24 protein-coding genes are annotated in these 26,178 nt (G+C 70.0%); 15 read left to right on the top strand and 9 right to left on the bottom strand.

The features are described from left to right. Positions 1–11: 11 nt before the first annotated feature. Both QNJ12_RS00800 and QNJ12_RS00795 read left to right on the top strand, forming a co-directional pair. A complete protein-coding gene (locus QNJ12_RS00800) occupies positions 12–1,166 on the top strand; it encodes an LLM class flavin-dependent oxidoreductase (protein WP_300617604.1) in 1,155 nt (384 codons plus the stop codon). Between the two features lie 32 nt (positions 1,167–1,198). Then, positions 1,199–1,975 carry a hypothetical protein gene (locus tag QNJ12_RS00795; protein ID WP_300617601.1) on the top strand — a complete coding sequence of 259 codons (777 nt, stop codon included), beginning with the start codon at positions 1,199–1,201 and terminating at the stop codon, positions 1,973–1,975. A 54-nt stretch (positions 1,976–2,029) separates the two neighbouring features. On the opposite strand, the gene QNJ12_RS00790 is transcribed toward QNJ12_RS00795, so the two are convergent. The 4 genes from QNJ12_RS00790 to QNJ12_RS00775 all read right to left on the bottom strand — a co-directional run bounded on the left by QNJ12_RS00790 (position 2,030) and on the right by QNJ12_RS00775 (position 5,289). Continuing rightward, complete coding sequence (locus tag QNJ12_RS00790; protein ID WP_300617598.1) at positions 2,030–3,244, bottom strand: esterase-like activity of phytase family protein; 1,215 nt, start codon at positions 3,242–3,244, stop codon at positions 2,030–2,032. A gap of 123 nt (positions 3,245–3,367) precedes the next feature. Further along, a complete protein-coding gene (locus tag QNJ12_RS00785; protein ID WP_300617594.1) occupies positions 3,368–4,243 on the bottom strand; it encodes an aminoglycoside phosphotransferase family protein in 876 nt (291 codons plus the stop codon). Between the two features lie 58 nt (positions 4,244–4,301). Continuing rightward, positions 4,302–5,072, bottom strand: a complete 771-nt coding sequence (locus QNJ12_RS00780) for a creatininase family protein (RefSeq protein WP_300617591.1) — start codon at positions 5,070–5,072, stop codon at positions 4,302–4,304. Between the two features lie 19 nt (positions 5,073–5,091). Then, the gene (locus QNJ12_RS00775; protein WP_300617588.1) at positions 5,092–5,289 is read right to left on the bottom strand and encodes a hypothetical protein; all 198 of its coding nucleotides are present in this window, start codon (positions 5,287–5,289) and stop codon (positions 5,092–5,094) included. Between the two features lie 62 nt (positions 5,290–5,351). On the opposite strand from QNJ12_RS00775, the gene QNJ12_RS00770 reads away from it, so the two are divergent. Beyond that, complete coding sequence (locus tag QNJ12_RS00770) at positions 5,352–6,608, top strand: amidohydrolase family protein (protein WP_300617585.1); 1,257 nt, start codon at positions 5,352–5,354, stop codon at positions 6,606–6,608. Here QNJ12_RS00770 and QNJ12_RS00765 read toward each other — a convergent pair. Next, a complete protein-coding gene (locus QNJ12_RS00765; RefSeq protein WP_367281734.1) occupies positions 6,584–8,224 on the bottom strand; it encodes an aminotransferase class V-fold PLP-dependent enzyme in 1,641 nt (546 codons plus the stop codon). The genes QNJ12_RS00770 and QNJ12_RS00765 overlap by 25 nt on opposite strands. A 216-nt stretch (positions 8,225–8,440) precedes the next feature. Between QNJ12_RS00765 and QNJ12_RS00760 the strand changes: the two genes are divergently transcribed. Next, a complete protein-coding gene (locus QNJ12_RS00760) occupies positions 8,441–9,469 on the top strand; it encodes an LLM class flavin-dependent oxidoreductase (protein ID WP_300617579.1) in 1,029 nt (342 codons plus the stop codon). Positions 9,470–9,490: 21 nt separating this feature from the next. Then, a complete protein-coding gene (locus QNJ12_RS00755) occupies positions 9,491–10,870 on the top strand; it encodes an amidohydrolase (protein WP_300617576.1) in 1,380 nt (459 codons plus the stop codon). A gap of 16 nt (positions 10,871–10,886) precedes the next feature. Here the strand turns inward: QNJ12_RS00755 and QNJ12_RS00750 are convergent, their stop codons facing one another. Then, entirely contained in the window at positions 10,887–12,062 is a 1,176-nt protein-coding gene (locus QNJ12_RS00750; protein ID WP_300617573.1) for an ABC transporter ATP-binding protein, read from the bottom strand. A gap of 190 nt (positions 12,063–12,252) precedes the next feature. Between QNJ12_RS00750 and QNJ12_RS00745 the strand changes: the two genes are divergently transcribed. From QNJ12_RS00745 to QNJ12_RS00715, 7 genes are read left to right on the top strand one after another with little or no spacing between them, the layout of a single operon-like run. Next, positions 12,253–12,972: an FAD binding domain-containing protein gene (locus tag QNJ12_RS00745; RefSeq protein WP_300617570.1), complete on the top strand. Its 720-nt coding sequence runs from the start codon at positions 12,253–12,255 to the stop codon at positions 12,970–12,972. After that, positions 12,972–15,893: a molybdopterin cofactor-binding domain-containing protein gene (locus QNJ12_RS00740; protein ID WP_300617567.1), complete on the top strand. Its 2,922-nt coding sequence runs from the start codon at positions 12,972–12,974 to the stop codon at positions 15,891–15,893. Before QNJ12_RS00745 ends, QNJ12_RS00740 begins: the two co-directional genes overlap by 1 nt. Further along, a complete protein-coding gene (locus tag QNJ12_RS00735; RefSeq protein WP_300617565.1) occupies positions 15,890–17,200 on the top strand; it encodes an amidohydrolase in 1,311 nt (436 codons plus the stop codon). The genes QNJ12_RS00740 and QNJ12_RS00735 overlap by 4 nt, the downstream gene beginning before the upstream one ends. Next, positions 17,188–17,958, top strand: coding sequence for an XdhC family protein (locus QNJ12_RS00730; protein ID WP_300617563.1), 771 nt, complete (start codon positions 17,188–17,190; stop codon positions 17,956–17,958). Before QNJ12_RS00735 ends, QNJ12_RS00730 begins: the two co-directional genes overlap by 13 nt. Beyond that, positions 17,948–18,736 (top strand): selenium-dependent molybdenum cofactor biosynthesis protein YqeB, encoded by a 789-nt coding sequence (gene yqeB / locus QNJ12_RS00725; protein WP_300617560.1) that lies wholly within the window; start codon positions 17,948–17,950, stop codon positions 18,734–18,736. The genes QNJ12_RS00730 and yqeB overlap by 11 nt, the downstream gene beginning before the upstream one ends. Then, the gene (yqeC, locus tag QNJ12_RS00720) at positions 18,718–19,434 is read left to right on the top strand and encodes a selenium cofactor biosynthesis protein YqeC (protein ID WP_300617558.1); all 717 of its coding nucleotides are present in this window, start codon (positions 18,718–18,720) and stop codon (positions 19,432–19,434) included. The genes yqeB and yqeC overlap by 19 nt, the downstream gene beginning before the upstream one ends. Then, positions 19,431–20,396, top strand: coding sequence for an LLM class flavin-dependent oxidoreductase (locus tag QNJ12_RS00715; protein WP_300617556.1), 966 nt, complete (start codon positions 19,431–19,433; stop codon positions 20,394–20,396). Before yqeC ends, QNJ12_RS00715 begins: the two co-directional genes overlap by 4 nt. A gap of 2 nt (positions 20,397–20,398) precedes the next feature. On the opposite strand, the gene QNJ12_RS00710 is transcribed toward QNJ12_RS00715, so the two are convergent. Beyond that, positions 20,399–21,964 carry a gamma-glutamyltransferase family protein gene (locus QNJ12_RS00710; protein WP_300617553.1) on the bottom strand — a complete coding sequence of 522 codons (1,566 nt, stop codon included), beginning with the start codon at positions 21,962–21,964 and terminating at the stop codon, positions 20,399–20,401. Positions 21,965–21,998: 34 nt separating this feature from the next. Here QNJ12_RS00710 and QNJ12_RS00705 point away from each other — a divergent pair, with 34 nt between their 5' ends. Next, on the top strand, positions 21,999–22,445 hold the full coding sequence (locus QNJ12_RS00705) for a hypothetical protein (RefSeq protein WP_300617548.1): 447 nt from the start codon (positions 21,999–22,001) through the stop codon (positions 22,443–22,445). Between the two features lie 9 nt (positions 22,446–22,454). On the opposite strand, the gene QNJ12_RS00700 is transcribed toward QNJ12_RS00705, so the two are convergent. Next, positions 22,455–23,201 carry a glycerophosphodiester phosphodiesterase gene (locus tag QNJ12_RS00700; RefSeq protein ID WP_367281733.1) on the bottom strand — a complete coding sequence of 249 codons (747 nt, stop codon included), beginning with the start codon at positions 23,199–23,201 and terminating at the stop codon, positions 22,455–22,457. Between the two features lie 78 nt (positions 23,202–23,279). Next, positions 23,280–24,830, bottom strand: coding sequence for an acyl-CoA synthetase (locus QNJ12_RS00695; RefSeq protein ID WP_300617542.1), 1,551 nt, complete (start codon positions 24,828–24,830; stop codon positions 23,280–23,282). Positions 24,831–24,864: 34 nt separating this feature from the next. On the opposite strand from QNJ12_RS00695, the gene QNJ12_RS00690 reads away from it, so the two are divergent. Both QNJ12_RS00690 and QNJ12_RS00685 read left to right on the top strand, forming a co-directional pair. After that, the gene (locus QNJ12_RS00690) at positions 24,865–25,554 is read left to right on the top strand and encodes a transglutaminase-like domain-containing protein (RefSeq protein ID WP_300617539.1); all 690 of its coding nucleotides are present in this window, start codon (positions 24,865–24,867) and stop codon (positions 25,552–25,554) included. A 74-nt stretch (positions 25,555–25,628) separates the two neighbouring features. Beyond that, positions 25,629–26,174, top strand: coding sequence for a flavin reductase family protein (locus QNJ12_RS00685; protein WP_300617536.1), 546 nt, complete (start codon positions 25,629–25,631; stop codon positions 26,172–26,174). Positions 26,175–26,178 lie beyond the last annotated feature (4 nt).

The raw sequence follows: 26,178 nt of genomic DNA, 5'->3' as shown, positions 1-26,178 counted from the left end.
ACAGTAGCGAGATGCGCACTGGGGTGTTCCTCTTCGGCGGTGTCGAGATGCCCGATGCGGGTGCCGGCCCGCCGGCGCCGACCGACCGCCGCTACGACCAGCACGAGGTGTGGCGGGCGACCGAGCAGATCCTCGACGTCGGCGTGCTCGCAGATCGCCTCGGGTTCGACTCGTTCTGGCTGACCGAGCACCACTTCCAGTACGAGGGCTACGAGGTGATCCCGAACGGCCTGCTGATCGGCGCGATCCTCGCCGAACGCACCGAGCGGCTTCGCATCGGCATGGCGTTCAACATCGTGCCGCAGTGGCACCCACTCAAGCTGGCCGAGGACTTCGCGACCCTCCACAACATCTCCGGCGGGCGGGGCATCCTCGGTGTGGGGCGAGGGACCGTGCCGCGCGAGGCCGAATCCCTCGGCACGAAGATCGGCAGCTTCGACAACCCCGACCAGGTCGCAGCCGACGAGCTGAACCGGAAGATGTTCGACGAGGCGATGGAGGTCATCACCCGGGCGCTGGACAACGAGTCGTTCTCGTTCCACGGCGAGGTGTTCGACTTCCCGCCGCCCGGCATCCCCGATCGTGGCGGCTTCGTCGAGACGCTCTCGTTGGTGCCGCGCCCGCTGTACCCGTACGAGATCTGGCAGGCGATCACGTCCCCGCCGACGCTCGAGCAGGTACCGGTGTCGGGATGGGGCGGTGTGTTCTGGAACAACCACCACTCGTTCGTGAAGATGCGATGGGAGCGCTTCGCCGAGATCTACGCCGACAAGCACGGGCGCGAGCTCGAGCGAGGGGAGAAGCGGATGCTGGTGCTGTGCACGTGCGTCGAGGACACGCGCGAGCAGGCGATCGAGTCGGTGCGCAACGGTCACGACGAGTTCTGGAAGTTCCTCGGCCCCTACGGCTGGAGCAAGGGCTACATGGGCGACGACGGCAAGCCGGCCAAGCCGGGCCTGATCCCGACGCTCGACGACTCGATGGACCGCCAGCGCACGTGGGTGGTCGGGTCTCCCGACGACGTTGCCGAGACCATCGCCTGGTACCGCGACGAGCTCGGCATCGAGAACCTGGCGCTGTTCCCTGCCATGCCCGGCGACCCCTACCGCAAGGTCGAGACGCAGCTCCACCGCCTCGCCGAGGAAGTCCTCCCGCAACTGGCCTGACCTCCACACCGGCCGCGTGCCATGGTGGCGCCATGCGCGACCCGCTCGAAGGGGTGACCACCGGTGGTCTGATCACGACCGGCACGGCGCGGTCGAACGTGCCGCCGGCGTTCGAGCCGGTCCTGGCGGCGGCAACGGACTGGGTGCTCGGGCGGTGCCCGTCAGCGATGCTCTACCTCTACGGATCGGTCGCGACCGGACAAGCCATCCTCCGGACCTCGGACGTCGATCTGCTGGCGATCGACCTCGGTGCCGACCTCGCCCGTGAGCTCTCCGACGGGCTGACGGTCCGGTTCGAATCGGTGTGCAGGTCGGTCGAGGTCGGCGCTGCCGAAGCGAGCGACCTCACAGGTGATGGCGACGAGGCGTACGGCTTCCGTGTTTTCCTCCGCCACTACTGCGTGCCGCTCGTCGGCGAGACGACGCATGCGGCGACGCCCGGCTATCCAGGCGACAGACGGGCGGCGCGGGGGTTCAACGGCGACATCGAACAGCACCTGGGCCGCTGGAGGGCGCGCCATCGGGCCGGCGACGACGCCGCGGTGCTCGGCACGCGGATCGCACGCAAGACCTTGCTGGCCGTGGCCGGCCTGGTGAGCGTGCACGACGGTACGTGGACGACCGATCGGGATCGAGCTGCGGTGCGGTGGGGCGAGATCGACCCGAACCTCGACGATGAGCTTCGAACGCTGGGCAGGTGGGCGCGGCGCGAGGAGCTGACCGACCGGGCCGACGTCGCCTGGGCGCTCGACGCCGTCGTGCCGCCGCTGGTGGACCGCTTCGAGCGCGAGATCGGACTCTGGCGATGACCGGCACCGGGTGCAGCGAGCACCTCGACCGCTGACCCCGAAGCGGCTCGGTGTTCAGCGGTCGCGTTCGATGTCCAACGCGAGGACGATGAACTGGGTGAACTGGCCGGCGTTGAAGTTGTTGTCGCTGACGATCACCAGCGTGTGACGGCCGTCGTCCAACTGCGGACCGAACGTCATGCCCTCGATGTTGTCGATCGGGATGCCGAGATCGTCGAAGGCGAACACCTCACGTTGCGAGACCGGTGTCAGCGGGATCGGTGCGCCACCGTCGTAGAGCGCGTCGACGCCGAGCACGTCGGTCGCTCCCGCCGTCGAGATCTCGTTGATCACCACGACGTTCCCGGTGCCGCCGCCCAGGATCCCGCCGACGGAGAACGAGCGCTCCATCACCAGCATCGTGCCGGCGTCGTCGATCGGGAGCACCTCGACGATCCCGTTGACGCCGAAGATGGTGGACGGTTCGGCCCACGGCCCGACCTCGTACACGTACTCGGTAACCGGCTCACGACCGCGGAGGTCGTAGACGAGGACCCGCGCCAGGCTCCCGTTGGTGAACGTCGACGCCGGGCCGTCCTGGAAGAGCGCACCCTCACCCGCCGTGACGAGCTCGCGCCGGTTCGGCGTGGGGTTCAGGCTCTCGAACGAGAGGTTGAACCTGACCCCGCGGTCGACGCCATTCGAGAAGTAGTAGTCGGGGATCGGCAACTCGGCCGTGACCTTGCCGCGACGGTTGTAGCGGCGGACGAACGGGTCGATGATCGGATCGGCGAGCGAGTTGCCCTCCGACGACAGGTAGAGCTGTCCGCCGCGGGCGAGTGCGAAGCCCTCGGGGTCGACACCGCCCGGGGCGAACGGCACCTTCCCCCGATCGAAGAGCTGCGTGACGTCCTCGAACTCGAGCTCCAGACCGGCGTCAGGGGTGCCACCGTCGCTGCTGTCGTCGTCGCTGCTGTCGTCGTCACTGCTCGCGTCGTCGCTGCGATCGTCGCCGCGACTGCTACTCACGTCGTCGATGTCCAGCTCGACGGTGTAGTAGCGGACCGGATCGCCGGTGGGGCGGTTGCCCTGGTCGTCGGAGACGACGTAGTAGACGTCACGGCCCCGGTCGTAGGTGATGCTGGACAGACCACCGATCTCGGTGCCGTCGAACAGCGTGCCGGTGGGCACCACCACCTCGCCGAGGAACTCGACGCCGACGACGGTCCGTGCCTCGGCGTGGTGTCCGCCGGATGCCGCCGACGACGGTGAGACGAGCGGAACCCCCACCGCCAGCGAAGCGCTGACCGCGACGAGAACTCGAGTACGTGGGCGCATGGTCGTCCCCTCTCAGGTACGGAGTGTCGCCGCCCAACGTACTCCAGTCGCAGGTAGCGGCACCGAAGAGCGGACTCACGAGCACCGCTGCGCCACCTCGAGGAACTCGTCGCCACCCTCCTCGAAGTCGAGGAGGTTCGCCAGGCCCGTCGAGACCCGCTCGATGAAGCCCCACTCCCAGACGGCTTGCTCGTCGGCACCGCATCGTTCGGCGAGCTCGTTCGCACGTGCCCGCGTCAGTGCGACGGTGTCGCCCTGCAGCAGTGGCTCGTTGTACTCGCGCATCGGGACACCGAGGTCGTGGGCACGATCGGAGATGAGACCCTCGGGGTCCACGAGCTTGTACCCGTGCTCGTCCGCCTGCAGTGTGTTCCAACCGTGGGCGTCACCGTGGACGAGCACGGCATCCGACCGCTCGAACGCGTCGATCCGTGACTGGCAGAGGTCGAGCGCACGGTCGACCACGATGCGCGGGCACGGGCGGCCGAGCTCGTCCCAGGCCGAGGTGATGAACTCACCGAGCGCCCTCGCCTGATCGGCGCCGGTCGGCAGGGGAGCGTCCGACGCGACCGGCCGCCAGAACTCGCGCAGCGTGTCGGCAACGGTGGTCAGGATGTCGGGGACCCCGAAGCCGAGCCGGTCGAGGTTCGGGCCGAGCCGTTCGAGGAGCAGCGCGCGCGGCTCGACGTCGTGGCGCAACAGCCGAGGGCAGCCCCTCCCGTCGGCCACCTGGTGGACGTAGACGGCTCGATCGAACGTGTCGAACGCGGCGTCGTCGAACGGCATCGCGACCTTGAGCACGCACGCCGTGTCGTCCGAGGCGTTCGCCGCGACGACCAGCGACGCCGTGCCTCCCTCGTACACGTCGCCGATCCGGAGGTCCCAGCGTTCGGCCACCGCTCGCACGATCTCGGGCAGCTCGGCGAGCCAGGTCGTCCCGAGGTCGCCCATCGAGGCCGCTCGCTGGCGTACGAGGTCGGGGACGACGACCGGGTCCACGTGCAGCTGATCAGCGGCCGAAGTCGAACGTCTTGATCTCTGCGAGCTGCTCGCAGAGGTGAGCGACGTTCGCCTCGAAGAGCTCCTGACCGAGCTCGGCGGTGGCACCGGTCGGGTCGCCGATGTAGCCCTCGGGATCGAAGTCGTTCGACAGCCAACCGAACATCACCGAGCCACCGAACTTCACGAAGCGGTTCTGCGCCAGCGCCTCGGGCACCTTGCGTTCGACCGCCGACAGGTCGACCTGATCGGGGCGCAGGTGCATGAACACCGACGTCTCGTGGAGGCCGCCGTGGATCCCCATGCCGAGCTCGGACTCGGTCGACGTGCCGCCGTACGCGGGCGGAACCGACGGGTGGACGAGGAACGTCTTGAAGCCGAACTCCAGCCGGAGCTCGCGGAGCGCCGTGTTGAGCAAGGTCGTGTTGCCACCGTGGCCGTTGAGGAGCACGAGCCGCTCGGCGCCGGTAGTCGCGAGGCACCGGCCGAGGTCGCGGAGCACGGCCAGCAGCGTCTCGGCCCTCAGCCAGAGCGTGCCGGCAGCCCAGGCGTGCTCGTTCGACTTGCTGACCGACAGTGTCGGCAGCTGCCAGACGTCGAGCTCGTCGCCGACCCGCTCGACGACGGCGGTCGCAGTCTCGTGGGCGATCACGTGGTCGACGGACATCGGCAGGTGCGGCCCGTGCTGCTCGACGGCACCGACGGGCAGCAGCAGGATCGACTCGGGGCCGATCACCTCGGCGACCTGCGGCCCGGTGAGATCCTCGTAGCGACGCGACATGCAGCGATCGTAGGTGGAGTCAGCGGCCGAGCACGCGGCCGATCCGCTCGAAGAAGCGCGCAAACGTGCCGACCGCTTGCTGGGACGTCGGCCGCTCGGCGCGGTGCGCCTCCACGCACGCCGAGTGGAACCGGCGGCCGCCCACGGTCACGACCGTGTCGTCGTACGCGATCTCGTGTCGGCACGCCGAACACACCAGCGACCGCATCTCCGCCACGCGCCGAGCGTACGCCTCGGCGAAGGCGCCTGCGCTCTCGGGGTGTGCCTACGCTGCTGTCGATGTCGACGATCCGGAACGCCCGCCTCACAGACGGTCGCAGGGTCGACATTCGCATCGAGGCCGGCCGTATCGCCGAGATCGTCGACCATCGACCGGTCGAACCTGCGGCATCCGGCGGCGCAGCCGGTTCGGAGGCGGTCGACGTCGATGGTTGGCTGCTGCTCCCGGCGATGGTCGAACCGCACGCCCACCTCGACAAGGCCCTGACCGCCGAACGGGTGCCGAATCCGACCGGTGACCTGCCGGGTGCGATCGACGCGTGGATCGCAGCCGCACAGACCGGCATGTTCACGCACGACGACATGGTGATGCGGATCCGGGCGGCCCTCGAGAAGCTGCTGGTCAGCGGCGTCACGGCGGTCCGCAGCCACGTCAACACGGGGGCGACGGCCGGCATCGCGCACCTCGTCGCCGCGCAGGAGGCGGTCGAGCCGTTCGCCGGGTTGGTGGACGTGCAGCTCGTGGCGCTCACGAACTCGCCGATCGTGGGCCCGGGCTCGGAGGCCAACGCCTCGGCGATGACCGCCGCCATCGAAGCGGGCGTCGACCTCGTCGGCGGGTGCCCTGCGCTCGAGCCGGCCGGCGCCGCATCGATCGCCGACGCGCTGGCGCGGGCCGACGCCGCCGGCATCGGGGTCGACCTGCACGTCGACGAGACGCTCGACATCACGTCGCTGACCCTGCGCGAGCTCGCCCGCCAGGTCACCGACTCCGGCTTCGGCGGCCGCGTCGCGGCGAGCCACTGCGTCAGCCTCGGCATGCAGCCGCCCGAGGTGCAGGCCGAGGTGGCCCGCGAGGTGGCCGGCGCCGGCATCGCCGTCATCCCGCTCCCGCAGACGAACCTCTTCCTCCAGGGGCGCGATCACCCCGTGGCCCCGCCCCGTGGGCTGACTGCGCTGCACGCGCTCGGTGACGCCGGCGTGCTGCTGGCAGCGGGCGCCGACAACGTGCAGGACCCGTTCAACCTGGTCGGCCGGTCGGACCCGCTGGAGACGGCGGCGCTGATGGTGATGGCCGGTCACGTGCTGCCCGACGAGGCCTACGACATGGTCAGCAACAACGGGCGCCGAGCGCTCGGTCTCGACCCCGTGCGCTTCGAGCGCGGCGACCCGGCCGACTTCGTCGCGATCGATGCGCCGTCCATCCGAGGCGCCATCGCCGACGCACCGGCGAACCGCAAGACGTTCAGGGGCGGGCGCCTGGTCGCCGAGTCATCGACGTCGGCGACCGTTCACACACAGGCTTCGTCGGGATAGCGGAACCAGCGCAGGTGCTCGAAGTCCTCGGTGGTGCCGGGCACTCCGATCGGCTCGGGCACCGAGGTGGTCAACTCGCCGATCAGCGCCTTCGCCTGGTCGAGGTACTCGCTCAGTCCGCCGGCCGGCAGCGGGTGCGGGCGGCGCTGGTAGTGCATCGAACCAGCCAGGTAGTCCACGTCGTGGAGCGAGAGAGGTGGCTCGCCGAGGCCGTCCCGGTGGCGCCACAACCCGGTGTCGGGCTCGAACCGGTAGTAGGGGAGCAGCGCACGTCCCTCGTCGGCCACCAGGGCGACGGCGCCGACGATGTAGTCGAAGGTCTCGTCGTCGATGAAGTAGTTGAAGTTGACGCGGACCCAGCCCGGCTTGATCCCCTCGCAGCCGCGGTTGACCTCGCGCTCGAACTCGTGTGAGCGATCGATGTCGATGCCGAGGAGGCGGTGACCGTACGGGCCGGCACACGAGCAGCCGCCGCGTGACTGGATGCCGAAGAGGTCGTTGAGCACGGCGACCACGAAGTTGTGGTGCAGGAAGCGGGCGGCGCCCGCCTCGGTCGGGTGATCGCGCACCACGAACGAGACGATCGAGAGCCGGTCGGCCTCGCGGCTGCCGAGGATCGACAGGTTGTCGTGTCGGCTCCACGCATCGATCGCCCGTCGCACGAACCGCTCCTCGCGACGCACGATCGTGTCGATGCCCACGGCCTCCTTGAGCTGGAAGATCAGCCCGGCGCGGATCGACCCGACGATGTCGGGCGTGCCGCCCTCCTCACGGTGCTCGACCTCGGGTAGGTAGTCGTGCTCGGTGGGGTTGACGTAGGCCACCGTGCCGCCACCCGGGACGTCGGGCACACGGTTTCGGAACAGATCACGGCGGGCGACCAGGAGTCCGGGCGTGCCAGGCCCGCCGATCATCTTGTGCGGCGACACGAAGATCGCGTCGAGGTAGCCGTCGCCGTCGGCCGGTGACCCCATCCCGATGCCCACGTACGGCGCGGCCGCGGCGTAGTCCCAGAGCGCGATGGCGCCGTACCGGTGCAGCAGGCTCGAGACGGCGCGGACGTCGGTCATGATGCCGGTGACGTTCGAGGCCGCCGAGAACGAGCCGATCAGCTGCGGCCGGTCGCGGTGCCGTTCGAGCTCGGCCTCGAGGTGCATCAGGTCGACGTGGCCGTCCTCGTCCTCGTCGATCGTCACGACGTCGGCGATCGACTCACGCCACGGCAGCTCGTTCGAGTGGTGCTCGAACGGTCCGATGAAGACGACCGGTCGTTCGTCGGGCGGGATGTGCGACGTGAGGTGGTGCCGATCCTCGAGCACCGAGGGCACGCGCAGCCCGAGGACGCCGACCATCTTCGCGATGGCCGCCGTCGAGCCACTGCCGCAGAAGATCACCGCATGCTCGTCACCCGCACCGACGCATCGCCCGATGATCTCGCGTGCGTCCTCCCGGAACCGGCTGGTCTGCAGCCCGGTGCCCGACGACTCGGTGTGGGTGTTGGCGTAGAGCGGCAGGACGACGTCGCAGATGTAGTCCTCGATGAACGACAGCGACCGGCCCGAGGCCGTGTAGTCGGCGTACACGACGGGCCGCGGCCCGAACGGCCCGGTCACCATCTCGTCGCGCCCGATCACCGACGACCGGATCAGGTCGATCAATCCCTCGCCAGCCACGTACAGCAGCGTACCGATCGGCGCTCCTCGGGCCGGGCTCGGTCGCGGCCGCAAGTCCCGGCGGTCGTGTGTTCCGCGCCCAGGTCGGTTCGATGCCACGGTGGCGCACGACCGGACGGGCCGGTTGCCGGCGTCTCCGATGCCATAGTCTCCGATGCCATGGCGCAGCGGATGGCCCTGTACCTGCAGGACAAGCATCCGATCGCGTACGAGATCGAGATGGCGAAGTACGCCGAGTCGCGGGGCTTCTCCGAGATCTGGCAGGCCGACACCCGTCTCGCTCGCGACTGCGTCGTGCTGATGTCGGCACTGCTGACCGAGACGAGCCAGCTGCGGATCGGGTCGGGCGTGCTGCCGATCTGGACCCGCAACCCTGCCGTGATCGCCGCCACGTGGAGCACGATGTGGGAGCTCGGTGGGCTCACCGAGGCCGGCGAGAGCCGCGTGATGTGCGGGATCGGCGCCTGGTGGGAACCGATCGCATCGAGGGTCGGCGCCGACCGTCGCACGCCGCTGCGGGCGATGCGAGAGCACGTCGAGGCCCTGCGGGCGCTGTTCACGATGGAGGAGGTCAGCTACGACGGCGAGTTCGTCCGCCTCGATCGGGTCCGCCTCGACGTCGCCTACGGCGACACGGGCCCACGCGACATCCCGATCTACATCGGTGCGACGGGGCCGAAGATGCTCGAGCTGACCGGCGAGATCTGCGACGGCGTCGTGCTCAACTACGTCGTCTCGGTCGACTACATCCGCGACGCCGTCACCAAGGTCGAGGCCGGCGCCAGCCGGGGTGGCAAGAAGATCGACGACGTCGACCGGCCCGAACTGCTCGTGTGCTCGCTGAGCGACGACGACCCGGCCGAAGCGGTGATGACCGGCAAGTCGCTGGTCGCCTACTACCTGGGCACCGAGCCGCACATCATGGAGGCGAGCGGCGCCGATCCGGAGCTGGTGGATCGGGTGCAGGCGGTCGTCGGTTGGCCGGCCACCGAGGCGGACTACCGCAAGGCCGCCCATCTCATCCCCGACGACCTCGTCCGCTCGCTGATGGCGGTCGGCACCTCCGACGAATGCCGTCGCAAGGTCGCCGAGTACGTCGAGGCCGGGGTGACATGCCCGGTCCTCTACCCGATGATGGACGACATCAAGCCGGTCATCGACGCGTTCGCGCACTGGGAGCCGTCGTGAGCGGCGCGTCATGATGGTTCCATGAACGACGCCGCCACAACCCTGGTCACCGGTGGGGCCGTCGTCACGGTCGACGACGAGTTCACCATCCACGACCCTGGCTGGGTGGCGATCGACGGCCGCCGCATCGCCGCAGTCGGCGCCGGTGAGCCTCCGCCCGAGCTCGCCGCCACCGCCGGCGAGGTGGTCGACGCCACCGGCTGCGCGGTCATGCCCGGCATGGTCAACGCCCACACGCACCTGTTCCAGACGTTCTTCCGCGGGCTCGGCGACGACAAGCCGCTGCTCGACTGGCTGCGCGACTACATCTGGCCGGGCGCCCAGCACTTCGACCCCGAGATCGCCTACCACGCGGCGAAGGTCGGCATCGTCGAGAACCTGCGCGGTGGTGCGACGACGGTCATCGATCACCAGTACGTGCACACCGGCGAGCGGGCCGGTGAGATCGACGATGCCGTGTGCCGGGCCGCCGACGAGCTCGGCGTGCGCTTCCTGCTCGCGCACGGCTGGGCCGACAGCCGCTATCCCGATGCGATGATCGAGTCGGCAGACGTCGCGATCGAGCGGGCCGGCGAGATGCACGCCAAGTGGGACGGTCACGACGACGGCCGGATGCGGGTCGAGATGGCGCCGCTGATCCCGTGGGGCTGCTCCGACGATGCCATGCGGGCGACGGTGGCCGCCTCGAGATCGTGGGGGAGGGGGACGCACATCCACTGTGCCGAGACCAAGGCCGAGGTCGACATGAGCCTCGAGGATCGTGGGTTGCGTCACATCCCGTGGCTGTACGGGCTCGGCGTGCTCGGCCCCGACATGCAGCTCGCCCACAGCATCTGGCTCGACGACGACGAGCTCGACGTCATCGCCGAGACCGGCTCGATCGTCGTGCACTGCCCGGTGTCGAACATGTACCTCGCTTCCGGCGTCGCACGCATCGTCGAGATGCGCGAGCGGGGGATCACGATCGCGCTCGCGAGCGACGGCCCGGGCTCGAACAACCGCCAGGACATGTTCGAGGTGCTCAAGTCGACGGTGCTGCTGCAGAAGGTGCACCGGCTCGACGCGATGGCACTTCAGCCCGAGGACGCGCTGCACATGGCCTGCCGCGGTGGGGCGGCGGCGTTCGGGACCCCGGACGACCTCGGGTCGATCGAACCCGGGCGACGGGCCGACCTGCTCGTGGTCGAGCTGACGTCCCCGTTCGTCGCTCCGGTACACCGCGTGCCGAGCGCTCTCGTGTTCAACGCCATGCCGCACGACGTCCGCCACGTCGTAGTCGACGGACGCTTCCGGCTGCGCGACGGCGTGGTGCCCGGCATCGACGACGCCGTGCTCGCCGACGAGGGGCGCCAGCACGCGCGGGCGTTGTTCGGGCGGGCGGGTCTCCCGCTGCCCCGCTGAGCAGCGAGCGTCGCACTCAGATCCTCCGGCCGGTCTGCAGATCGAAGAAGTAGAGGCGCGACGTGTCGGGCTGCAGCCGCAGCGGCGCCCACATCCCGATCGAGTCGTGCGAGTCGGTGATCAACCGCACCGTGGCGTGGTTGGGGATCCCCTCGCCGGGTTCGGCATCGTCCTCGACCTCGACACGCGATCCGCGCTGGTGCACCGCGACGGCCTCGATGGTGCCGTGGACCAGTTGGTCGGGGCCGAGGGTCTCGGTGAACGTGACGCTCGCCACGATCGGCCCGTCAGGAGCGCGCTCGAGGTCTTCGGGCCGGATGCCGACCGCCACCTCGCGGCCGACCGAGTCGTGCAGCCACGGGTGGCGGTCGAGCACTGAACGGTCGAGCGGGATGTCGAACGATGCGAACCGGAGCTCGAGGGCGTCGTCGGTGCTGCCGTCACCTCGCTCGACCGAGGCGAGGTAGACGTTCATCATCGGCGAGCCGATGAACTGGGCGACGAACAGGTCGACCGGTTCGGTGTAGATGTCCATCGGCAGGCCGCGTTGCACGATGACGCCGTCGCGCATCACCGCGATGCGATCGCCCATCGCCATCGCCTCGACCTGGTCGTGCGTGACGTACATGGTCGTGGCGCCGAGGCGGTGCTGGATCTTGAGGATCTCGAAGCGGGCCTCGGTGCGCAGCTTGGCATCGAGGTTCGACATCGGCTCGTCCATCAGCAGCAGACGCGGGCCGCGGATGATCGCCCGTCCCATCGCGACGCGCTGCTGTTGGCCGCCAGACAGCCGTCGCGGCTTCTCGTCGAGCACGTCGACGAGGTCGAGCGTGCGGGCGACCTCGGCGACGCGCTCGTCGATCTTGGCCTTGGGGACGTGGTGCACCCGCAGCGAGAAGCCGATGTTCTCCGCCACGGTCATGTGCGGGTAGAGCGCGTGCTGCTGGAAGGCCATCGCGACGTCGCGGTCCTGGGGCGTCTCGTCGTTGACACGCTCGCCGTCGATCAGGATGTCGCCGGCGGTCGCCTCTTCGAGCCCCGCGACCATGCGCAGCACGCTGGTCTTGCCGCAGCCCGAGGGGCCGACGAGCACGAAGAACTCGCCGTCGTCGATCGCGAGGTCGAGGTCGGACACGGCAACGTGGCCACCCGGGTAGACCTTCGAGACTCGTTTCAGCTCCAGTATCGACATCGATCTCCACTCGGCTCGTTGCGGTTCATGGTGGCAGACCGCTCGCGACCGGCACCAGGGCCGACCGGCCCGCGTGGACGGGAGCCCACTCTGCCGTCGCCGACGGCCTGGTGTAGCGTCGATCGCGAGACAAGCATCGTCCGCTCGACCGCCTGGCGGGCGAGCCCGATCTGAAACCGGAGTGCTTCGCGTGCCGTTGGTCGCTGCATATCACCGGCCCGACACCCTCGACGAGGCGTTGTCACTGCTGGCCGAATCGAATCGGATCCCGCTCGCGGGCGGCACGGTCGTCAACGCCGATCGGGCGCGGCCGCTCGTCGAGGTCGTCGATCTGCAGGCGCTCGGTCTGGCCGGCGTCGACGACGCCGGTGGCCGGCTCCGGATCGGGGCGATGACCACGCTCGACGCGCTCGCCGACGACCCCGTCACACCCGACCTGGTCGCCCGCACCGCTCGGGCCGAGCTGCCCTCGACGCTGCGCACGCTGGCCACTGTGGGTGGAACCGTCGCCGAGGGCGACGCCGACAGCACGTTGCTCGCGGCGCTGCTCGTGCACGACGCCGAGGCCCACCTGGCCGGCGCCGAGGACGTGCCGCTCGCGGTCGTGCTCGCGGTCGGCGTGCCGCCCGGTGCTCTCGTCACGGGCGTCTCGATCGACGCGAGCGGGCAGGGCAGCCTGGCCGTGACGGGCCGAACCCCGGCCGACACGCCGATCGTGGCGGCCGTCGGACGGCGCGCAGCCGACGGCATCCACCTCGCGCTCACCGGTGTCGCCGGCCGACCGGTGCTGGTCGACGCCGCGCAGCCGACCGCCGACCTCAGCCCCGACGGCGACTTCCGCGGGAGCTCGGTGTACCGGCTCGAGCTCGCCCGCGTACTGGCGGCCCGCGTCGTGGAGGAGCTCGGCTGATGGATGTCACGTTCGAGCTCAACGGAACCTCGACCACCGTGGCGTGCGAGCCGTGGGAGTCGCTGCGCACCGTGCTGCGGCGCCTGGGCATGTTCAGCGTGAAGTACGGGTCGCCGTCCGGCGAGACCGGCGCTGCCGCCGTCCTCCTCGACGGCCGGCTGGCCAGCAGCGACGTCGTCCTCGCCGCCCAGGCCGGCGGTCACCGGGTGACGACCGTCGAGGCGCTGAACACCGAGCGCGACCTGCACCCCGTGCAGGCGGCGTTCACGGCCGTCGGCGCGTTCCAGTCGGGCTATTCGGCGGGCGCGATGGTCCTCGGCACCATCGCCCTGCTCGAACGCGATCCCGATCCGTCCGAGCCCGTGATCCGCGACATGCTCTCGGGCATCCTCGACCGCGAGACGGCGTACGTGAAGCCCGTCGAGGCGGTGCAACGGGCTGCCGCGACGCTCCGCGGCGAGGCGCCGCCGCCGTTTGCGCCCGAGATCGTGCCGCCACTCACCGACGGCACGCACGCCGCGCCCTACGACCCCGACGACCACCCGCCGGTCGCGAGCCGCGCCGTTCCCCGGCTGATCCCGTCGAGGGACGTTCCCGACATGGCAGTGGTGGGGAAGCCCGAGGTCAAGGTCGACGCCGTCAAGCTCGCCAAGGGCAACCCGGCGTTCACCGACGACATCGACCTGCGGGGGATGCTCGTCGCCAGGCTGCTCACCAGCCCGCACGCTCATGCCCGCATCCTCGACATCGACGACTCGAAGGCACTCGCCCTCCCGGGCGTCCATGCGGTGCTGTCCTACAAGAACGTCGCACGCGTGAAGTACGCATCGGGCGGCCAGAGCTGGCCGAACCCGCACCCTCACGACCAGGTCAGCTTCGACACCAAGGTCCGCTACGTCGGCGACCGGGTCGCAGTCGTGGCCGCCGAGACCGAGGAGATCGCCGAGGAAGCCGTCGCCCTCATCGACGTGCTCTACGAGGTGTTGCCGGCCGTCTACGACGAACGTGATGCGATGCTGCCCGAGGCGCCGGTCATCCACGACGAAGACGACACCGAGGAGATCTTCGACGCCTCGCGCAACGTCGTCCATCAGATCGCCGCGCAGCGCGGCGACGTCGATGCGGCCCTTGCAGGCGCCGACCACGTCTTCGAGCAGACGTTCCGCGTGCATCAGGTGCAGCAGTGCCCGATCGAGCCGCACATCTCGATCGCCTGGATCGACGAGGACGAGCGGATCGTCATCCGCACCGCTACGCAGGTGCCGTTCCACACGCGGCGCATGGTCGCCCCGCTGCTGGGCCGCGACGTCAAGGACATCCGGGTCATCAAGCCGCGCATCGGCGGCGGCTTCGGAGCCAAGCAGGAGATGTTGATCGAGGACATCGTCGGGCACCTGACGATCGCGACGCGCCGTCCGTGCCGGCTCGAGCTCACCCGCGAGGAGGAGTTCGTGTCGAGCCGCACGCGGCATCCGCAGACGCTGACGTACCGGACCGGCGTCTCCGCCGACGGCACGATCGTCGCGCAGGACCTGCACATCATCGGCAACACCGGCCCCTACGGCACGCACGGCTACACCGTGCAGACCGTCTCGGGCATGCGGGGTCTGAGCCAGTACAACAGCCCCAACAAGCGCTTCCACTGCGACGTCGTGTACACGAACATCCCGGTTCCCGGCGCCTATCGCGGCTACGGCGCCCCGCAGGCCGAGTTCGCGCTCGAAGCTCATCTCGAAGACGTCGCCCGCGAGCTCGGCCGCGACCCGATCGAGTTCAAGCGGCAGAACTGGGTCACGACCGGGTCCGAGATGGACATCGCACCGCACCTGGGCGAACGGGCAGTGGTCGAGGGCGAGCTCGACGAGTACCCGAAGATCATGTCCGACGGCATCGAGGAGTGCGTCGCGCAAGCCAAGCGCGAGATCGGCTGGCACCGGCGCGACGATCCCGACTGGGTGGCACCGCCCGATCGGCCGAACATCCGGCGCGGGATCGGCTTCGCCTTCTGCATGCACGGCACCGCGATCCCGTTCCTCGACATGGGCGGTTGCTCGATCAAGCTCAACGACGACGGTTCGTTCAACATGCTGGTCGGTGCGACCGACCTCGGCACGGGCGCCGACACGGTGCTCGGCCAGATCGCCGCCGAGGTGCTCGGCGTCCCGCTCGACGACATCAAGGTCTACTCCAGCGACACCGACATGACGCCGTTCGACACCGGCGCCTACGCCAGCTCGACCACCTACATCTCGGGCACCGCGGCGATGCGAGCCGCCGAAGCGGTCCGCAAGCGGCTCAAGGAGCGGGCGGCGATGCTGCTCGGCGTCGACGAGCCCTGCACGATCGAGCTGCGCGACCGCCGTGCCCACGCGCCCGACGGGCGGTCGGTGTCGCTCGAGGAGATCGCCCTCGACTCGCTGCACTGGCAGGAGCAGGAGCAGATCATGGGCACCGCGTCGTACGTGTCGCCCGACTGCCCGCCGCCGTTCGCGGCCCAGATGGCGGAGATCGAGGTCGACGTCGAGACCGGGCAGGTCACGGTGGTGAAGCTGGTGATGGCCGTCGACTGCGGCGTCGCGATCAACCCGATCACGGCGAGCGGCCAGGTCGAGGGCGGCATGATCCAAGCGCTCGGCTACGCCCACTGCGAGGAGTTCGCCTTCGACGACGAGGGGCGGGTGTCGAACGCGTCGTTCGGTCCCTACAAGATCTACCGCGCCGACGAGGTGCCCGAGACGGTGGTCTACCTCGTGCAGACGATGGAGGACTCGGGCCCGTTCGGTGCCAAGGCGGTCGCCGAGATCCCCAAGGACGGCGTCGCACCGGCCTTGCGCAACGCGATCCTCCACGCAACGGGTGTCGCCATCAACGACCTGCCGTTCACGCCCGAACGGGTCTGGCAGGCCCTCCACCCGGCATGACGATCGTCGCGCCGACCTGGCTGGTCACGTCGGCCGGCGAGGAGCCGCGACGAGACTGGGGCGTCAGGGTCGCCGGCGAGACGATCGACGCGGTGGGCCCGACGGTCGACCTGCGCGAGGCGCACCCCGCCGACGAGGTGGTCGACGCGGCCGACCATGTGGTGCTGCCAGGCTTCGTCAACGCCCACGTCCACCTCTACGGCGTCCTGGCCCACGGCATCCCGGCGGATGCGCAGCCCGACGGGTTCTGGAGCTTCCTCGAGGACTATTGGTGGCCGCAGGTCGAGGATCGACTCGACCACGAGATGATCCGGGTCGCCGCCGAATGGGCGTGCCTCGAGATGCTGCGATCGGGTACGACCGGGTTCTTCGACATCCTCGAGGCGCCACACGCGCCCCCCGACGCGCTGTTCGTCGAGCGGACTGCTGTCGAGCGGTTCGGGTTGCGCGGCCTGCTGTCGTTCGAGGCGACCGAACGGGCGGGACCCGAGGTTGCGCGACTCGGCCTCGACGAGAACGTGCGGCTGATCGACGACGACAGCGGTGCGGGGCTCGTGCAGGGTGCGATGAGCTGGCACACCGTCTTCACGTGCACCGAGGCGTTCATCCGGGAGGCCGTCGATCTCGCCGGCGAGCGTGGAGCGATCTACCACGCGCACTGCAACGAGGGAACGCACGAAGGGGAGTGGAGCCAGCTGCATCACGGCATGCGCACCGTCGAGTTCTACGACTCGATCGGCGTGGCCGGACCGAGCTTCCTCGCGAGCCAGTGCGTCCAGGTGTCGGATCGGGAGCGGGAGCTGATCGCGGAGCGCGGGATGCGTGTCAGCCACATGCCGCTCGCCAACTGCGAGGTCGGGGGTGGCATCGCCCCCGTTCCCGAGCTGCACGACGCCGGGGTCACCATCGGTCTCGGCAGCGACGGCTACATCAACGACGTCTTCGAGGTGATGCGGGGCGCCTTCTTGTTGCACAAGGCGCGGCTGCGCGACCCTGGCGCCATGCCGGCGGCAACGGTCCTCGGGCTCGCGACCGAAGGCGGCGCACAGGCACTCGGCTTCGAGCGCGTCGGGCGGCTCGAGCCCGGCTGGGCGGCCGACCTCCAGGTCGTCGACGCACGGTTCCCGACGCCGGCGCACGCGCACAACCTCGTCGAGCAGCTGGTGCTGTGGCGCAACCACACCCACGTGCGCGACGTCATGGTCGCCGGATCGTGGCGGGTGCGCGGCGGCGAGGTCATCGGCGCAGACGCGCCTCGCCTGCGAGCCGCCCTCCACGAGCAAGCGGAGCGTCTGTGGGCGGGCTAGACGTCTACGCCGAGTTGGCGGCCGCCATCGGCGCGGGCGAGCCGGTGGTGCTGGCGACCGTCGTGCGGACCAACCGGTCGGTGCCCCGTCATGCGGGCGCCAAGATGTTGATCTACCAGGACGGGCGGACGAACGGCACCGTCGGCGGCGGCGAGATGGAGGCCCGGGTCCGCGCCGAGGCGCTCGCATCACTCGGCGACGGCCGCCCCCGCTACCTGACCTTCCCGCTCGTCGATCCGGCCTCGGGTGACCCCGGCGTGTGCGGCGGCGAGGTCGAACTCTACGTGGAGCCACAGATGCCACCTGCAACCCTGTTCGTCATCGGAGCCGGCCACGTCGGCAAGGCGGTCGTCGAGCTCGCCGACTGGATGGGCTACCGGACCGCGGTCTGGGACGATCGCCCCGACGTCCTGGGCGAGATCGATCGGGCCGACACGGCGCTGGGCGGCACGATCGACGACGCGATCGCTACGGTCGGCGTCGACGCGCGGACCTCGATCGTGCTCGTCACGAGGAACGTCGCGCTCGACCTCGAGCTGCTGCCCGAGCTGCTAGCCACGCCCGCTGACTACATCGGCGTGATGGGCAGCCGGCGGCGCTGGGCGACGACTCGCGAGGCGCTCCTCGACGCAGGGGTGTCGGCCGAGGCGCTCGGTCGTGTGACGTCGCCGATCGGCATCGACATCGCGGCGGAGACCCCCGAGGAGATCGCCGTCAGCATCATGGCCGAAGTGGTCGAGCGCTCGCGTGCCAGCTGACCTGTGCCTGATCCGCGGCGGGGGCGACCTCGCGACCGGCGTCGCCTGGCGTCTGAGTCGTTGCGGCTTCCCGGTGATCGTCACCGAGCTGGCCGAGCCGCTGTCGATCCGGCGCACGGTGGCGCTGTCCAGCGCAGTCCAGCACGGTGTCGTCGACGTCGAGGGCCTCGTGGGGCGGCGGGCATCCTCGACGAGCGAGGCGTGCGAGATCGCCGAGAGGGGTGACGTCGCCGTGCTCGTCAGCGCGTCACTGCCCGACGTCGCCGCGCCGATCGTGGTCGACGCGCGGCTCGCCAAGGAGCCGCTCGACACGACGATCGACGATGCCCCGTTGGTGGTGGCGCTCGGACCCGGCTTCGTCGTCGGCACGCACTGCCACGCCGTCGTCGAGACCCAGCGCGGCCACCACCTCGGCCGCGTGCTGTGGGAGGGGTCGGCCCAGCCCGACACCGGCACGCCCGGCGTCATCGGCGGGCGCGGCACCGAGCGGGTCGTGCGCGCCCCCGGTGAGGGGCTCGTGAGCTGGCACGTGGCGATCGGTGACCTGGTCGCCGAGGGCGAGGTGCTCGGGCTCGTGGGCTCGGCACCGATCCGAACCTCCATCGACGGTGTCGTACGGGGGACGTTGGCGCCGGGCATGCATGCGACGGCAGGCCTGAAGATCGCCGACATCGACCCGCGCAGCGACCCGGTGCTGTGCCGTGAGATCTCCGACAAGGCGCTGGCGATCGGCGGCGGCGTCGTCGAGGCGGTGTTCACGTGGTCCCCGTCCCGCTGAACCACCTCGCTGCGTCCCTCCGACTCGGACCGCGCGAGCTGATCTCGATCGTCGGGGGAGGTGGCAAGACGACGACGCTGTTCGCGCTCGGCTCGCAGCTGACCGGACGCGTGCTGCTGACGACGACGACGAAGATGGGCGCTGCGCAGACGGGGAGGCTGATGACGCTCGACTCGCCCGAGGACGGAGACCTGCGGGCGGCACTCGCGAGCGGCACGGTGCTGGTCCGCAATGGCGCGGACGGCCACAAGGCGCACGGTGTCGACCCGGTGGTCTGCGACCGGTGGTTCGCCGACGCCTCGCTCGTCGATCACGTCGTCGTCGAGGCCGACGGCGCCCGGCGACAGCCGTTCAAGGCGCCGCGCCCGTTCGAACCGGTCATCCCTGCCACCACGACGACCGTGCTCGCCTGCATCGGCGCCGACGCACTCGGGCGCGTGATCATGGACCAGTGCTTCCGGCCGATGCGCGTCGCCGCCGTGGCGGGCTGCCGTCCCGCTGACCGCCTCACGCCGCAACGGGCGGCGGCCGTGCTGTCGAGCGAGCGGGGGAGCAGGAAGGGCGTCGCTCCGGCCATGCGATTCGTCGTGGTCGTGACGAAGGTCGAGCCGGCCAACCGCACCCTGGTCGACGAGCTCTCGGCGGAACTGGGCGGCAGCGCCGAGATCATCGCGATCGAATACGCTCCGGGCGCATGATCGAGCTCGGTGTCAACCTGATCCCCGACACCGACATCGACTCGATCGTGACGCTCGCCGCCGAGGCCGAGCAGCTGGGCTTCTCCCGCTGCCGGGTCTACGACGAAGGCCTCGTGACCCGCGACGTGCACGTCGTGATGAGCGCCATCGCCAGCGCAACCGAGCGGATGACGGTCGGGCCGGGGATCACGAACCCGTACACGCGCCATCCCGCCCAGACCGCGGCGGCGATCGCGAGCCTCGACGAGCTGTCGGGCGGTCGCGCCTCGCTGGGCATCGGCGCGGGTGGCAGCCTGACCCTCGACCCGATCGGTCTACGGCGCGTCCGCGCGCTGCGGGCGATCCGCGAGACGATCGAGATCAGCCGGGCACTCTTCTCGGGCGAGCGCGTCAGCTACGACGGTGACTTCGCCGCGTTGCACGACGCACAGCTCGACTACGCCCGTCACGACATCGAGATCTGGCTCGCCGGTCGGGGCCCGAAGGTGCTCCAACTGGGTGCCGAGCTCGCCGACGGTGTGATGCTCGACTTCCTCCACGAGGACGTGCTGGCCGATGCCGTCGCGTCGATCGAGCAGGCCGCGAGCTCGGCGGGTCGGCGCTGCGAGCTGGGGTACTCGACGGTCGTCGTGACCGAGGACGACGACCTCGAGTTCGTCCGCCCGCACATGACGTACCGGCTGGTCGATGCACCGCCGGCGATCAAGCAGCGCATCGGGCTCGGCGACGACGACGCGGCTCGCATCAGGTCGGCGATGAGCGGCGGGCTCGAGGCTGCGGCAGAGCACGTGCGGGACGAGTGGGTGCTGCCGTTCATCATCCACGGCTCGCGCAGCGAGTGCCGGCGGCAGCTCGATCGACTGATCGATCGGCACGGCTTCTCCGAGTTCGTCCTCCCGATGTTCGACATGCCCGACCCGTCGAGCTACCTGCGGCGCGTCGCGACGACGTTCGAGGGTTGACGTCAGCGGGCGATCACCGCCCCGACTCGTGTCCTCGGATCCGCGGCACCGGCCAAGGTGCCGTCGTCGGCCACGACGATCGCATGCGCATGACCGAACGTGCTGTCGAACGCTGCGACGTCGTTGACGCGGTGTCCGCGCTCGCCGAGCGCTGCGCCCCAGGGGGCGTGGCCCTCGACATCGAGCACCGGGCCGTCGCCAGAGGTCCAGGTGTCGAACCCGGTCACCGGCCCGGAGAGCGCCCAGCGCGGCGCGTTGATCGCTCGTGCGGGTGAGTGGCCGTGATGGAAGAGACGCGCCGCGAGCTGCAGCAGGATCTGCGGCTGCGCATCGCCGCCCATCGTACCGAGGACGCTCACGAACTCGCCGGCCCGCGTCGCGAGCGCCGGCGAGAGCGTGTGCGGCGGGCGTCGACCTGGACCGAACTCGGCGGGGTGACCCGCGACCAGGCTGAACCCGAGGCCGCGGTTGTGCAGGTTGATCCCGGTGTTCGGCTCGGCGAGCCAGGAGCCGAACCCGGACGCGTTCGACTGGATCAGCGAGACGGCGAGCCCGCCGGCCTCGGCGGTGCACAGGTAGGTGGTGTCCCCGGCGCCATGCGGGGTGCGGTAGTCCGAGCTGCGTTCCATGTCGAGCAGGTGGTGACGTGCGTCGATCGTGCGCAGCAACGCCCGCCCGTCGGCGTGCTCGTGCAGCACGTCGGGCCGGTCGAAGCCGGCGAGCTTGGCGCACTCGACCAGCAGGTGGACCGAGTGCGCGATGTCGGGGTCGCCGGGGAGGTCGAGCCGATCCGCCAGCAGCGCCCCGCCGAGCGTGAGGTAGCCCTGCGAGTTCGGGCCGATCGTGTGCAGCTCGACACCGAAGCACGAGGCCGTCAGCGGCGCCACCCACTCGGCCTGTGCGGTCCGCAGGTCCTCGGAGCTGAAGTAGCCGGCAGCGATGCCGAGCAATCCCTCGCCGAACTCGCCCTCGTAGAAGCCGGAGCGGCCACGCGCCACGATCGATCGCAGCGCGCGTGCGACACCTGGCAGCCGCACGGGTGCACCGACCGCCGTCGCCTGGTGGGCGAGCTCGCCGAGCTGGTCGCGGCCGGCGCCGTCGAGGTGGGCGGAGGCACCGGCGAGCAGCGGGCTGGCCGGGAAGCCGTGCTCGGCCAGGTCGATCGCCGGCGCGAGGACCTCATCGAGCTCGAGCGAGCCGAACCGCTGGTGGAGCGCGAGCCAGCCGTCGACGCAACCGGGCATCGTGACCGATCGGACGTCATGGCGGAACGGCATCGTGTCGTGGCCGGTGTCACGGAGCACGGCGGCGTCGGCGCCCGAACCGGCTCGCCCGCTGGCGTTGAGCGCGACCACCTCGTCACCGGTGTGCACCAATGCGAACAGGTCACCGCCCATCCCACAGAGATGGGGTCCGGTGACGGCGATCGCGGCATTCGTCGCGATCGCAGCGTCGACCGCGTTGCCACCGCGTTCGAAGGTGAGCGACCCGGCCCGGCTGGCCAACTGATCGGCGGAGGCCACCATGTGCCGCGTGCCCCGGATGCTGCTGTGCGGAACGTGGGTCATGAGGCAGACCGTAGGCTCGGCGTACGCTCCGGACGTGATCGATCGGCCGCACGTCGCGCCGACGCTCGTGACGGTCGCCGGGATCGTCACGATCGTCGGGACGTTCCTCCCGTGGGTGCGGTCCGGCTCGGCCGATCGGTCGAGCTATGCGACGTTCGACATCGTCGATCGCCTCGGCTTCTCGCCGGACGGACCGGTCGGCTGGGCCCTCCGCCTGTGGCCCCTGGTGCCGTTGCTGGTCGTGCTCAGCGTCGTCGCCGTCTGGTGGTCGCACGAGACCCCGCAGGTCATGATCGTGCGGCGCCTGCTGCTGCCGGGTGCTGCGCTCTACGCCGGCGGCACGGCGTTCGCGATCCGGCTGGCACCCGATGTCGGACTGCTGCGGATCGGCGTCGGTCCGACCGTCACCCTGGTGGGCGCGCTCGGCCTGATCGTCGCCGAGGTGTGGTGGCTGGCCGCCACCCGGCGTCGCTCTGCGTGACCGGCGCCGTCAGTGCCACTCGCCGCGTTCGACCAGCACCTGCTTGAGGACCGCCGGTCGATCGGTCATCAGCCCGTCGACACCGAGGTCGAGCAGCCGGCGCATCTCGGCCGGGTCGTCGATCGTCCACACGTGGACCTGGAGTCCACCGCGGTGCGCGCGGTCGACGAAGCGCTCGTTGACGATCGTGACCGGGCCCTGTCGCACCGGCACCTGTGCGGCCTGCCCGCCCCAGGGGACACGCCCGGTGTACCGGAGCGCGGCGATCTGCGCCGGCCCGAAGCTCGAGCAGAGACCGTCACCGAGCAGCGAGCGCAACCGCCGCAGCCTGCGGTCGCTGAACCCCCCGATGCAGACGCGGTCGAGGCAGTCGAGCCGGCGGAGCGATGCGACCAGGGCGTCGACTGCGCTGTCGGCCTTGCAGTCCACGTTCACCCGGGCGTCGGGGAACTGCTCCATCAGATCCTCGAACAAGGGGATCGGCTCGCGTCCGTCGACCCGCGCGGTCGACACCTCGCTCCATGGAAGTCGGTCGATGACGCCGGGGCGACCGCAGGTGCGGGTGAGGTCGGCGTCATGGAACGCGACGAGCACGCCGTCGCTGGTCACGTGCACGTCGGTCTCGAGATACGTGTACCCGAGATCGACGGCGTGCCCGAACGCCGGCATCGTGTTCTCGGGATGCTCGCTGGTGCCACCGCGGTGGGCGAACGCGATCGGCCCCGGCCAGTCGAGAAACGGATGCACCGCCACCAACGGATCATGACAGATATCGACGTGATCGCGGCGTCCGGGACCGTCGCCCGTCGGCGGCGTCCCCACGCTGACGAGGATTCAGATCGCTCGGCCGGCGGCCTGCCAGTACTCGTCCTTGAGCAGGCGCTTGTAGAGCTTGCCGGTGGGATGGCGGGGGAGCTCTTCACGGAAGTCGACCGAGCGCGGGCACTTGACGTCGGCGAGCTGGGTGCGGCAGTACTGGATCAGCTCGGCTGCCAGGATCTGCGCCGCCTCGTCGTCGATCGGCATCTCGCGGGGTTGCACGACCGCCTTGACCTCCTCACCGAACTCGTCGTGCGGCACGCCGAACACGGCGACGTCGACCACGGCGGGGTGCATCGTCAGCACGTTCTCGGCCTCCTGCGGGTAGATGTTCACGCCGCCCGAGATGATCATGTACGCCTTGCGGTCGGTGAGGTAGAGGAAGTTGTCGGCGTCGAGGTAGCCGACGTCACCGAGCGTCGACCATCCCTTGGGATGTCGTGAGCTCGCCGTCTTCTCGGGGTCGTTGTGGTACTCGAAGGTGCTACCGCCCTCGAAGTACACGGTGCCGACGTCGCCCTGCGGCACCTCTTCGCCGTCCTCGCCGACGATGTGCACGACACAGTTGATCGGGGTGCCGACCGTGCCCTCGTGCGCCAGCCACATCTCGCTGTTGCAGTAGACGAACCCGTTCCCCTCGGTCCCCGCGTAGTACTCGTGGATAACGGGGCCCCACCACTCGATGATCTGCTTCTTGACCGGGATCGGGCAGGGAGCCGCGGCATGGATGACGCACTCGAGCGACGACACGTCGTACCTCTCGCGGACGTCCGCGTCGAGCTTCAGCATGCGGACGAACATCGTCGGTACGACCTGGCTGTGGGTGGCTCGGTACCGCTCGACGTACTTCAGGTAGAGCTCGGCGTCGAACCGCTCCATGATCACCAGCGTGGCGCCGACCGCCACGGTCGCCATGCAGAACCGGAGCGGCGCCGCGTGGTACATGGGCGCAGGGGAGAGGTAGGTCTTCGTGCCGTCGAGCGCGAACAGGATCTGCATCAGACCGGCGACGCCGGTCACCCGCTCCTCGAGCGGCTCGGGTTCGAACGCCGGCAACACGCCCTTCGGTCGACCGGTGGTGCCGGACGAGTAGAGCATGTCGGTGCCGGCGATACGTTCCTCGAGCGGTTCCGCCGACTGTGCCTCGACCGCCGACTCGTAGCTCTCGTACCCGTCGATCGTGGCGTCGAGCATCAATCGCAGCTCGACCTTCGGGGTCTGGTCGACGATCGCGGCAGCCTGGTCGGACTTGTACCTCGAGGTGATGAAGACCCGAGCCTCGCAGTCGTTGACGATGTAGGCGAGCTCGTCGGTGGTGAGACGTGACGAGGCGGCGGTGTAGATCAGGCCGGCGTACTCGCAACCCCAGAGGATCTCGATGTAGCGGGGGTGGTTCTCCATGCACAGCGCGACGTGGTCGCCGGGCTGGAGCCCGACTGCCCTGAACAGCCGGCTGAGCCGGTTCGCGGCGGCGTCGAGCTCGGCGAACGTCTGCGTCCAACCCGAGTCGGCGATGACGACGGCGGGCTTGTCGGGCTGGGTCTCCAGGTGTGAGCCGGGGTACATGGCCGCGGACGGTAGCCGACGGTACGGTCCGGGCATGGGTCGGGACCCGCAGTCCGAGGTCGTCCGCCGCGTCGAGCCGTTCCGCATCGCGATGGACGACGCGGGCGCCACCCTCGACGAGCAGGCGCTGGCGCTGTCGTCGGCGCTGCAACCCGGCCTCGACGTCCTCGGGGCACTGACCGAGCTCGACGTCCTGGCGGGCGAGTGCCCGACGCCGACCCGCCACGGCGTGATGGACTTCCTGTTCGGCGGCGGTGCGTTCGCAGGCGATCGCTCCGACTACCACCGCTGGCAGAACTCGTGCCTCGACCACGTCCTGGCGAGCCGCAGGGGCATCCCGATCACCCTCTCGGTCATCGGGGTCGAAGTCGCCCGCCGGTTGGGCGTCGAGCTCGCCGGCGTCGGCATGCCGGGCCACTTCCTGATCGGCGACCCGGACGACGCCGACTGGTTCGTCGACCCGTTCCGCGGCACGGTCGGCCTCGATCGCGAGAGCTGTCGCGGCATCCTGGCCCAGCTCGGTGTGGCCCAGTGGTCCGAGCACTTCCTCGACCCGACACCACATCGGCAGATCATCGCCCGCATGCTCAACAACCTGCGCAGGACCTGCGAATCCCGCGGCGACGCGGTCCGCCTGGCGATCGTCATGCAGGCACGGCAGGTCCTCCCCGAGTTCGCCGACGAGCGCGTGGAGGCACAGCAGGCGCTCGCCGTCCTCAACTGAGCATCCTCAACCGAGCATCGGGCGGTTCGCTGCCGGCCTTGGCGGAGGCGTCCGCACGCTGGTCTACTGACGCGATGATCGATCGAACGATCAAGCGCTCGCTCGGGCAGATGATGAAGGGCGTCGAGGTCGTCGGCGCCCGCCACGAGGGCGTGGCACGCGCCTACACCAGCCACTGGGTGACGCAGGTCAGCTTCGACGAGCCGATCGTGCTCGCCAGCGTGTCCCCGAAACACGACACGTTTCCGCTGATGGTCGCGAGCGGGGAGTTCTCGGTGTCGATCCTCGCCGGAGACCAGATCACCGAAGGTCAGTACTTCAGCTATCCGGGCCGCAAGTTCCGCCGGCTGTTCACCGAGTACCTGGACGACTGGCCGGACGACCCTGCGGGGCCGCCGATCGTGCCGAACTCGATCGCCTGGTTGCGGTGCCGGATCTTCGAGCGCACGACGATGGAGGACCACGAGCTGATCTTCGCTCGCGTCGAGGAAGTCGTCGAGGGCCGCCTCAAGGAGCCGCCGCTGCTCTACTCGAGCCGGCTCGGCTGGCGCGTGGCCGGCGACCGTGCCCGCGAGCCCGGCGTCAGCATCCGCGACCAGCTACTCGAACGCCTCGACTGAGCCG

The organism is Ilumatobacter sp. (genome assembly GCF_030065885.1).
Classification (GTDB): Bacteria; Actinomycetota; Acidimicrobiia; order Acidimicrobiales; family Ilumatobacteraceae; genus Ilumatobacter.
Note: the sequence above shows the minus strand (reverse complement) of the source record. Positions and strands in the feature narration are given on the sequence as shown.

Bases quoted from the DNA above. Each gene is read 5' to 3' on its own strand.
- QNJ12_RS00800 (WP_300617604.1), top strand. From the start codon at position 12: ATGCGCACTGGGGTGTTCCTCTTCGGCGGTGTCGAGATGCCCGATGCG.
- QNJ12_RS00795 (WP_300617601.1), top strand. From the start codon at position 1,199: ATGCGCGACCCGCTCGAAGGGGTGACCACCGGTGGTCTGATCACGACC.
- QNJ12_RS00785 (WP_300617594.1), bottom strand. From the start codon at position 4,243: ATGGGCGACCTCGGGACGACCTGGCTCGCCGAGCTGCCCGAGATCGTG.
- QNJ12_RS00780 (WP_300617591.1), bottom strand. From the start codon at position 5,072: ATGTCGCGTCGCTACGAGGATCTCACCGGGCCGCAGGTCGCCGAGGTG.
- QNJ12_RS00770 (WP_300617585.1), top strand. From the start codon at position 5,352: ATGTCGACGATCCGGAACGCCCGCCTCACAGACGGTCGCAGGGTCGAC.
- QNJ12_RS00765 (WP_367281734.1), bottom strand. From the start codon at position 8,224: ATGGTGACCGGGCCGTTCGGGCCGCGGCCCGTCGTGTACGCCGACTAC.
- QNJ12_RS00760 (WP_300617579.1), top strand. From the start codon at position 8,441: ATGGCGCAGCGGATGGCCCTGTACCTGCAGGACAAGCATCCGATCGCG.
- QNJ12_RS00755 (WP_300617576.1), top strand. From the start codon at position 9,491: ATGAACGACGCCGCCACAACCCTGGTCACCGGTGGGGCCGTCGTCACG.
- QNJ12_RS00750 (WP_300617573.1), bottom strand. From the start codon at position 12,062: ATGTCGATACTGGAGCTGAAACGAGTCTCGAAGGTCTACCCGGGTGGC.
- QNJ12_RS00740 (WP_300617567.1), top strand. From the start codon at position 12,972: ATGGATGTCACGTTCGAGCTCAACGGAACCTCGACCACCGTGGCGTGC.
- QNJ12_RS00735 (WP_300617565.1), top strand. From the start codon at position 15,890: ATGACGATCGTCGCGCCGACCTGGCTGGTCACGTCGGCCGGCGAGGAG.
- QNJ12_RS00715 (WP_300617556.1), top strand. From the start codon at position 19,431: ATGATCGAGCTCGGTGTCAACCTGATCCCCGACACCGACATCGACTCG.
- QNJ12_RS00710 (WP_300617553.1), bottom strand. From the start codon at position 21,964: ATGACCCACGTTCCGCACAGCAGCATCCGGGGCACGCGGCACATGGTG.
- QNJ12_RS00695 (WP_300617542.1), bottom strand. From the start codon at position 24,830: ATGTACCCCGGCTCACACCTGGAGACCCAGCCCGACAAGCCCGCCGTC.
- QNJ12_RS00690 (WP_300617539.1), top strand. From the start codon at position 24,865: ATGGGTCGGGACCCGCAGTCCGAGGTCGTCCGCCGCGTCGAGCCGTTC.
- QNJ12_RS00685 (WP_300617536.1), top strand. From the start codon at position 25,629: ATGATCGATCGAACGATCAAGCGCTCGCTCGGGCAGATGATGAAGGGC.